The organism is Psychrobacter sp. BI730 (genome assembly GCF_013414195.1).
Lineage (GTDB): Bacteria > Pseudomonadota > Gammaproteobacteria > Pseudomonadales > Moraxellaceae > Psychrobacter.
On the sequence record NZ_JAATTV010000026.1, the window covers coordinates 1 to 9,331 of the forward strand.

At 38.0% G+C, this 9,331-nt stretch carries 9 protein-coding genes; 3 read left to right on the forward strand and 6 right to left on the reverse strand.

What is annotated here, in order from left to right:
* Positions 1-148: 148 nt before the first annotated feature.
* The 4 genes from HCZ91_RS13510 to HCZ91_RS13525 form a co-directional block, all read right to left on the reverse strand.
* A complete protein-coding gene (locus tag HCZ91_RS13510) occupies positions 149-1,132 on the reverse strand; it encodes a type 1 fimbrial protein (RefSeq protein WP_257020081.1) in 984 nt (327 codons plus the stop codon).
* Positions 1,133-1,164: 32 nt separating this feature from the next.
* Positions 1,165-3,720 carry a fimbria/pilus outer membrane usher protein gene (locus HCZ91_RS13515; RefSeq protein ID WP_179799752.1) on the reverse strand — a complete coding sequence of 852 codons (2,556 nt, stop codon included), beginning with the start codon at positions 3,718-3,720 and terminating at the stop codon, positions 1,165-1,167.
* Positions 3,721-3,789: 69 nt separating this feature from the next.
* Positions 3,790-4,515 carry a fimbria/pilus periplasmic chaperone gene (locus tag HCZ91_RS13520; protein ID WP_179799753.1) on the reverse strand — a complete coding sequence of 242 codons (726 nt, stop codon included), beginning with the start codon at positions 4,513-4,515 and terminating at the stop codon, positions 3,790-3,792.
* Between the two features lie 77 nt (positions 4,516-4,592).
* Entirely contained in the window at positions 4,593-5,126 is a 534-nt protein-coding gene (locus HCZ91_RS13525; protein ID WP_179799754.1) for a fimbrial protein, read from the reverse strand.
* A 409-nt stretch (positions 5,127-5,535) separates the two neighbouring features.
* On the opposite strand from HCZ91_RS13525, the gene HCZ91_RS13530 reads away from it, so the two are divergent.
* The 3 genes from HCZ91_RS13530 to HCZ91_RS13540 all read left to right on the forward strand — a co-directional run bounded on the left by HCZ91_RS13530 (position 5,536) and on the right by HCZ91_RS13540 (position 7,977).
* Positions 5,536-5,928 carry a recombinase family protein gene (locus tag HCZ91_RS13530; protein WP_257020079.1) on the forward strand — a complete coding sequence of 131 codons (393 nt, stop codon included), beginning with the start codon at positions 5,536-5,538 and terminating at the stop codon, positions 5,926-5,928.
* Positions 5,925-6,674, forward strand: a complete 750-nt coding sequence (locus tag HCZ91_RS13535) for a hypothetical protein (protein ID WP_257020080.1) — start codon at positions 5,925-5,927, stop codon at positions 6,672-6,674. The genes HCZ91_RS13530 and HCZ91_RS13535 overlap by 4 nt, the downstream gene beginning before the upstream one ends.
* A gap of 373 nt (positions 6,675-7,047) precedes the next feature.
* Positions 7,048-7,977 (forward strand): replication initiation protein, encoded by a 930-nt coding sequence (locus HCZ91_RS13540; protein WP_179799755.1) that lies wholly within the window; start codon positions 7,048-7,050, stop codon positions 7,975-7,977.
* A gap of 24 nt (positions 7,978-8,001) precedes the next feature.
* Here HCZ91_RS13540 and HCZ91_RS13545 read toward each other — a convergent pair whose 3' ends face one another.
* Both HCZ91_RS13545 and HCZ91_RS13550 read right to left on the reverse strand, forming a co-directional pair.
* On the reverse strand, positions 8,002-8,508 hold the full coding sequence (locus tag HCZ91_RS13545; RefSeq protein WP_179799756.1) for a plasmid replication DNA-binding protein: 507 nt from the start codon (positions 8,506-8,508) through the stop codon (positions 8,002-8,004).
* 389 nt (positions 8,509-8,897) lie between these two features.
* Positions 8,898-9,137, reverse strand: a complete 240-nt coding sequence (locus HCZ91_RS13550; RefSeq protein WP_179799757.1) for a hypothetical protein — start codon at positions 9,135-9,137, stop codon at positions 8,898-8,900.
* Between the last annotated feature and the right edge of the window lie 194 nt (positions 9,138-9,331).

Genomic DNA, 9,331 nt, shown 5'->3' on the forward strand with positions numbered 1-9,331 from the left:
ATACATTAAATGGAATGTCATTAGCTAGCATAAACTAGATAGAAAAAAGCTTGAAGAAATAGGTGTGCAGATGGCATTTTATTAGTCATACCACCTATTATGAGAGTAGCCATTATTTACTAAAAAATATAGGCCTTAATAATGTAAATTAGTCATATTGAATAACTACCGTCGCCACTGAGCTAACTTTACCTGGAGTAATAACGGCATCCGTCTGGTAATAACTTGCACCTAATGGAACATTGTATTGAATGTTTTGATTCGATTGAACGGTTCCTAATTCAAGCTTCTCGTTCTTTGCAATGACTTTACTTACATTTTTATAGTTGGTTTTAAGTTGAACGCCGACACCTTTCGCTCGGGTTAATGCAGGCGCATTGTTAGCCAACACATTCGTTGTATTAGGTGCTAATGTATAGTCAAAATTCAAACTAATTTTATTGCTCTCTACATAGGCTGTTGGATTTTCACCACCATTACATAAAAAGTTTAGATCAAAAGCTTGAGTGCCTTGCGTAGAGCCTACCCCTTTAAATCCAGATTTATTGACGGTAGGTAATTGTACAGTTTTATTAACATCCCCTAAAAACTCGCATGACGATGAGGCAATCGTAATGGTATTACCATACACTGTACTTGTCAAAAAAGGATTATTTACATCGTCACGCGAATGATAACTACTGTACCTACCTGCAGTCAAAGCGCCCGATCCTGTGGAAGCAGCTGTTTTAATAATCTCAACAACGAAAAAACCTTCCCCTAATCTATAGGTTGTATCACGAGATAGAGCTTTATTGTAAGGGTAATAGCCAGAAAAATTTGAGCCATTTCCAGCGTCTCTATACAAACGAATTCCGATACCCTTGATATTAGTGTTATATACGGAATCACCGCCTGCAGAGCTTAACGAAGGGTTTTGCGAAAGAACCGCTTGTATTGTCCCACCAAAAGAATTGCAACTAATATTAGAACTGTTAGGAGTAATAGGAAAAGTCGATTTACGCAATACCTTCCCAATGGGATCGCTCGGTCTAACCACCACTCTACCTACATTCATACTGATATCAACAGGTGTAAAGCCCCAGTCGGCCGTACACCTTGCATATACCTCTGAACTTAAAACACAGCTCATTAGCAAGAGAAAACTATTTAATAGTCTAGAGCTCATTGGCATAAACCTTCTAACATCAGCATATTTTTCTCATTCTTCGATGACTGAGCGGTGACATCATATTGTATCTTGCATTGCGCATCTTGTGTCTCTCCCCACTTTACTGTCACTGTATCAGCCAGAGTGTTGGTGCGTAGATACACTAAGCTGCCTTGAGCAACCATACCCACATACTCACCTTTTGAGTCGAATACTTCAGATGCAAAAGGTAATGTCTCCCCTTTGGCATCTAAACTTCTAATATAAAGTGCTTTTCCTGACTTGGTCACAAAATTAACTTTTGAGATTGATCCGGCATAAGGCGCAATGCGTTGACTACTGCCATCCAGCTCTACATCTAATGACATATTCTCAGGATTTAAAACAATTTCATTTAAACGATAAGGGGTGACATAGGGGATCACGGCATAGCCTGATTTATTAATGGTTAAACCGTTGGTATTATTGACTTTAGCGCCTGTAGCGTCAGGAGCATATACTAAAACCATGGTTTGGCCTTGGTCTGGTCCAAAAAGTACACCCTCAGAGTGAGCAACAATATTGCCTCTTGCCGTTAATGATACTTGCTCGTACTGATCTGAAGTACTGTATGAGCCACCTAAGGTAGTAACGTTGGTACGGTATTGTGCGTTGGTATTGAAGCTTGAGCTGTCTTTATAGTCTGTTGATACTGAAGCGCCATAGTTAAATCGATCGCCTATCACTCCACTCATGCCGACGGTGGTATTATCTTGAGTATGCGATGAATTTACATTTATAGAATTACGTTTAAAAGAAAATGGTAATGATAATGTTAACAGGTATTCAGTATCGTTCTCACTCCTACTTGTCGAACTATTTTCTACCATTCTTCTAATGGCTGACACCCCATAGTTCAAATTCCGATAGTTATTACTATAACCGACCTGATATTGTTTGGTGGTTTCTTCACGATCCCAGTAATCTACCCAAGACCCAGTCGCATAGAGATTCCCCCAATCATTAGGCAACCCCTGATTTAACGTTATTTGAAGCTCGCTACGCTGTTTACCGTAGTATTTAGAGCTTATGCCCTTTTTTTCTAATTCTTGAGCCAGTAAGGCATCACGCAGATTATAATAATTTTCTGTTGAATAACGATATGCGGCCAAGGTTAAGTTAGTATCTGTTGGTGTAATGAGCTTACTGTAACTGAGGCGGTAACTTTGTCCTGCCTCTTTATCACGACGATCAAAATTTGCTTGAGAGTGCGTCATATCTAAAGCAACTGCCCCTATTGGTGTGGCAAATGCACTACCTAACGTCAACGCCGTATAATCTTCTGATCCTTGAAAGCCCCCATAAACCGTTATACGATTATTAACACCCCGTTGATATTGCCCTTGAACAATAAACGGATCCATATCTATATCAGTGTCACGAAATTGCCCCGTCATGACTGAATAACGACTCATACCTGGACGCAACATTTGTGCGACTGATGCATACGGAATTGCGTATTTCTGAATATCACCATTGGCTTCTAGAATAGAGACTTCTAGCTCTCCACCATAACCGGTAGGATATAGATCATTAATCTCAAAGCTTCCAGCAGCAACGGTAGTTTGGTAGATTAGTTGACCTTGCTGACGAATCTCAACTTTAGCATTGGTTTGAGCATTACCTCGAATTCTTGGTGCATAGCCAAGCATACTATTGGGTAGCATGCGGTCATCACTAGAAAATTCTGCACCACGATAACCAAATGAGTTGAATACCTCACCATTGGTAAAGCTATCACCAAGCGTTAGTACGCCTCTATATTCAGGAAAAGCACGCTGTGCATAAGTACTAATAGCATCATAAGTTGATTGAGAGTCTTTGCTCTCAGTCTCATCCTCCCACTTCCACTGACCATTGTGACGAAATTGCCAGTCTGCAAAATTTGCACCTGTACTTAATGATACAAACGCATTGGTATTGTCTTCGCTATTTTCTGTTTTATTATGAGCTTTATAGGCGCTCGCATTGTACGAGACAAATGCTGCGTCAATACCACGATCCCAAACACTAGGATCAACATACCCTTGAGCATTTCTTTCCATAGCAATTTGTGGTATTGAGATATCAAATCTTAACTTTGAGGTATCGAACTCATAAAAAGAATCCTGAACCCATTCACCCAGCTGCTGACAACTTTCACTATTTACTGCCAATCTTTCTTTAATAAGCTCTGCTTTTATACCGTATTCAAGTAATTGTTTGGAAGAAAAGCAGGTGTATGTACTTTTGTCATCCTCTGTATTTTTAAACACCATCTGGTGCTTACCGAACCAGTTACCATTGATATAGACATCTACGTTGTAATATCCCGGTAAGATCGCATTACCATATGTGAAGCGCTTAATATCAATATTTTTGGCATCGCCAATTAGGAAATCTGAGTCAAACTCAGCTGTTTTTTTAGTAGGTTCTTTCTCAATATCATCAGCCGACGCCAATGTTGGTATGCTAAAAACAACTACCCCATAAACCAAGAAATATCTAATGTGGCGCTTGATATTCTTATAAGAATGTAAGGGGTGTTTCATAGCTTGGCCATTCTAGTGAAAATATAATATATCTTTGGAATGAGTCAGTTTAAATAAGAAAAACAAGACTTACTTAATCTTATGAATCACTCTTCCACCATAGTCATTAATAGTGGTAAATGTCATATTCTGTGTACTTGGACTTTTTAATAAAATACTCTGTTCAGAAAAAGGCTTTAGCATTAAACCTTCTGACAAAATATCTATCGTTTTGCCAGCATTTTCTTGGGTGATGGAGTTTATTGTTATATGAAAAGGTGTTGGGTTTTTAGCTAGTAGATTCGTTCCTTTGCTACTCCACTGAATTTTTTCGGGAGCTAGAACAACGTCTTGTTTTATACCACTAGGACGATAAAATAACTTGATACGTGATCGAACTGCCAATTGTAAGAAATTATCAGGGGCAGCGGTTTTGTCTTGTACAGAGGGTTTTGGCGGGATGTCTAAGACGTTTAACCAAAATAAGCTTTCTTCTGTCTTACTTAATGTATTCACGGTAGGCAAACTCGTGATACGTATAAATTGACTTTTTTCCCCCTCCACACGTGAAATAGGTGGCGTAAGAATAAAAGGAGCTTTGGATTGATCAGGGGTTGAATTTGGATCACCTTCATCAATCCATACTTGGACCAAAGAGGGGTTTTTTCCATCATTACTTAATTGCAGCGTAACCTCACGCGCATCAGAAGGATAAACCGCACGTGTACCATGAATAATAATTTCTGCATGAACTAAACTGATAGGTGTTAGAAGTGTGATTAAACAGATTTTATAAAACAGCTGTTTTACAGACATAGATTTCTCTCTACCTAAAATTAAAAAAAAGAGCTAGGCATGTTACTTCTCCTAGCTCTTTTTAATCTAGTAAAAGATTACTGATAAATAATTGTATATTTTACAGTTGTTGCAACATTACCAGGAGTTGAAGCACCAGTAGCATAGTACTGTGCATAGTAGTTAAGATCTGCTGAACCAGCATTGCTTACATCTACTAATTGTGAGTTAGTCTGTACACCACCAGCACCTGCAGCTAATACTGGAATAACAGCATTGTTTGAACCTAGCAATTGGACCTGAACATTAGTGGCTGTTCCAGTCGCGTTGTTTAAATGACCAGTATTGAAATCAACAGTTGCACCTGGCTCGAAATAAGTCGCAACTTTACTACCAGCTGTACAATCAGTCAGATTAATAGTGAATGGCGTGCGACCTGCAACGTCACCAGTGTTTGCTAATACTTGCTGAGAAACTGTAGGAAGTGTAACTGTGAAATCTTTACCTTGCGCGCTATTAACCGTACAAGTTTTATCTGTTACCTGACCATTGATTGTAATAGTACCGTCAGCAGCAAATACAGTAGAAGTTGCTAATACTAATAATGGAACTGCTAATAAAGTTTTTTTCATAATTCTTACCCTAGAAGATATACATGTAACTTTCGATCATGGTATTTTACATTTTAGACCAAAATAAGTAAACATTGGTCTAAATAATAATGCACTTATATATTGCTAAGTATATGATAAATAAAAGTATTTTTACTTGTATTATTAAATATAAGGATTTTTTACCTAAAAGTTAGATAAACAAAATTTTACTAAAAATTTTTAGAAAAACCGTTTAGACCCTTAGATATGCCGTTAATCCTATATCTTATTGACTGAATAATTATAATGTTAGCAAACAAAATTAACTTCTGGTTCCTTAGGCTATACCCCAAGGGAACCAGCTATTTCACCCCAAAAACCTATTAACAGACTACTTAAAACAGACTGGTATAATGGAACCACTTATAACAGACTATTTTAGGTGTTTATGTTTATTAGAGCGTATCTACGAGCGTCTACCAAAGAACAAAATGCTAAGCGTGCCAAAAGCGAACTCATAGCACTTGCCAAAGATCATGGCCACAAAATTGCCGCCTTCTATGTCGAAAACGAATCAGGAGCTACCTTGGTACGTCCACAGTTAATGCAACTGATTGAAGATGCTCATAAGGGCGATGTGATCTTAGTTGAGCAGATTGACCGCTTGGCGCGTTTGAACCAAGCTGACTGGGATACGCTTAAAAGAATGCTATCAGAAAAGAAACTATCTATCGTATCAAAAGAGCTGCTCGACTTGATCGACAAGAAGGACGCATTGATCGAGACACTCGAGCAAACCGTTACGAAGATGAGAGAATCTTTGAGTATGCTGAACGTATGAAGCTGCACCTAGCCATGCGCTTAATACAACGTCATCGTGGTGATATGGCTATCAGATGGGCTCAAGGAGAAACCGCGGATGACGCCCCTGATAAATTTGATCAGCGTCAAGTGGCACTACTCAGCGAGTTTGCACAGCGCCATGGTATTGAGGACCACGATAAAGCGGTGGAATTTACCGCGCACTTACGCCAAGTGGCCAAACGTTTTGATCACACGCTGGTTGAAAACAACAAAACCATTATCAAGCTGTTGCGTGATCCTAACGCTGAACGTCAGCAGTATCTGGCACTGATTCAGCATTTTACAGATTTCAGAGACAACATCGATCAAGAACGAGCGGCATTTAATACCAGCATCATCGACAAGCTGGGCGGTAGCGCAGGAGAGGTTGACAGAATGACTCGGGATATCATCTCATCATTTAGCTATACCAAAGGGTTAACGCATTACATCAATCAGGATAACTACCCAGCTGAGGCAAGAGAGGTTGCTAAAGAGCATTTAGCAGATACCTTGGATAAAACCTGTCAGCAATTCAAACTTGCGTTGCGTGAGGTTAACTCCCTACCAACAACCCAGCGTAAAACCTACTCAGAGGCCCTTAAAGCCACTTTAGAGACGTTTACTGAGCAATATGGCAAAGAGCTGTCTGAAAGCCAACACAGAGCACTACAGGGCGGTTTAGAGTCGTACCAATATCAAGTTAATAAAGCCCATTCACCTAGCCGAGGATTTAGCCCTTAATCTAATCCTTAAAAAAAACATTACACAGGGTTAAATTGCTTAGGCAAGCTACGTGGTTTAAGTGATGATTTTTCACTTATCCACAAAAAAATTTATCACCCGTTTCTTTAAGGGTTTTTATTTGATCCTGTTTACTCCTGTTTACTCCTGTTTAAGAGCGTTTTTTCACCTTTATAATCAATAGTTTATAAAGAGAAAAAAGAGTAAATGAGCCAAAAAAAGAGTAAATGAGCCAAAAAAAGAGTAAATGAGCCAAAAAAAGAGTAAATGAGCCAAAAAAAGAGTTATTTAAAGATAGCTATTTATTTTACTATTTTTATGATAGTTTATCTCATATGGAATTACAATAAACGTAGAAATAGTGAAATATAAAATGGAAAATAATTTAGTCGTACAGTCAAATGATTTAGTTCTTGCTACTTATACGATGACAACAAAAGAAAAAGAGCTTTTATTAACTTGTATTAGTCAAATTGATAGCCGACCTGATGCGCCAAATATCAGTAAACAAACCAAATTTACTATTACTGCTGATGAGATAAAAAGGCTTTTTTATCGTGATAGCAACGCAAAAAATATCTATCGTGATATTGAGCAAGCTAGTAACCGCTTGTTTGAAAGGGAAGTGATCATCGCACTGCCAGACAATGAAGTACTGCGTACACGCTTTGTTAGTAGTCTTTTATTTAGCCCAAATGCAGGGAAAATTACGCTAACTTTTGCAGAAGATATATTGCCGTATTTGACACAATTGAAAGCAAATTTTACTAAATATAAGTTGTTAGAGATCAGTGAGCTATCAAGCATACACTCAATACGCTTATATGAATTAATAGTGTGTTGGATTGGACAGTATCAATACAGTAAGGCATATGAGCTTGAAGATTTTAAATATGTCATGGGTATACAAGGTAAATACAAGCAATTTAGTGAACTTCGGAAATATGTGATTGATAAAGCATTAGAAGAGATTAACGAAAATACAAATTATGAAGTTAGTGTGGAATATAAAAAAAAGAGTAGAGGCAAAGGCTACGAAGGGCTAACGCTCAAATTCCATCGGAAAACACTTGATAAATTAACCAGTGAAGATGGCACACTGTCACAAGCTACCATACAGTCGATTGCTGATAACGTGCAGTTTATGAATGACTATAACAACCATCCAAGCCTAAGTTATGACGGCAAAATGCAGACTGAGGCATTTAAACGCGAAATGATTAATATCATACAGCGAGAGCCTGAAAGCTTTAACAAGCCCAATAAGGCTTTAGAGAGCTATCTTCCAAAGATTAAACATTAATAGTTTTTCTAACATCCGTTATAGTTAAAAGAACCACCGTCTTTTCTTCTTAGCCGTCACGACGATTGAATCGTCTTTTTTTTCTTGCTCTTGTTCAAGTGGCGGCTCATCGTTTATTTCAGCTTGCTTAAACTCTAGCAGTCTCACTTGTGCGAAATCTTGGATACTGGCGTTGGCTTTATCCAGCGTTTTGTTTAACTGTCCTATCTGCTGCTGATAATTTTCAATTAACTTTTTTTGATCGCTGACCTGTTGGCTAAGGTGTTCATTCTTGAGCTTTTCAAGCGCTAATAGGTGTTCAATGTCCGTATTGTACTGAACACTTTGACTGTTCAGAGGTGTACTTTGAACAGTGTTCACTGAACGTTCAGTACGTTTTTTAGAAATTGGCTCACCAAACACGCGCAACATTTCTGAAACGTCTATTTTCTTGTCTGCTGTTCTGGAAAGCTCGCCATCATTGACTTTCTGATAGATTGTTGTTCTTGATACGCCCCATTCTTTTGCCGCTTTAGTCACTGATATGATCATTGTTCACCTAGTGTCCAAGTACGTTTTTAGTGTCTGTACAATACGACTGTTCAGAACGTTCAGTGAACAACTATCGCACTAACTTGTCTATGAGGCAAATCATGAATAATTTGATATAAAAATGAGAGGTTTAGGCATATATCATCTATTTTATAGGGCAAATACAGGATATCACCACTGTCTATGGATGCGTATTGTCTTATTTTGAGTATTAAAAATTTTGGTTATGAAGAAAGCTATTTTAGGCATGAGGTTATCTATTTTTGCCCTGTCATCTAACACTATAACGAATCTGTTTATTGTCAGTCGTTCAAAGATAGTAAGGGCGGTAAGGCTAGCAATTCGCTGAATTGGGGTTACCCTCCCAGGCTCTGCTTGAGCTATCTTTTTTATTGAGGATTCGCTTTAGTGATTTGGGTTTCAGTCAAAACATCAATCTTATCTTTTAATTCGTTCAGCTCCATTTTGAAAGAGTCTATATTAATACTCATCTCAGCTTTCTCATTAGCGTCGTCACTATCAGTGTTTAAGTACTCTGTTCCGTAGTCTTCTAATGATATTAGGCGTTCCCTTAAGGAGTTTTTTATTAAACCTAGTTCGTAAGCTGTTAGTGATGTATTCTCTTTCATTAGCTTCTTTAATAGAAGCTGGTATTATAATCAAACAAAGTCTGGTTTCTACATGGTTCTTGTAAAATTTTTCTGGTAATAATCACCACACACTTCGGTATATTTTTATTTCGCTTAATACATTAAATGGAATGTCATTAGCTAGCATAAACTAGATAGAAAAAAGCTTGAAGAAATAGGTGTGCAGATGGCAT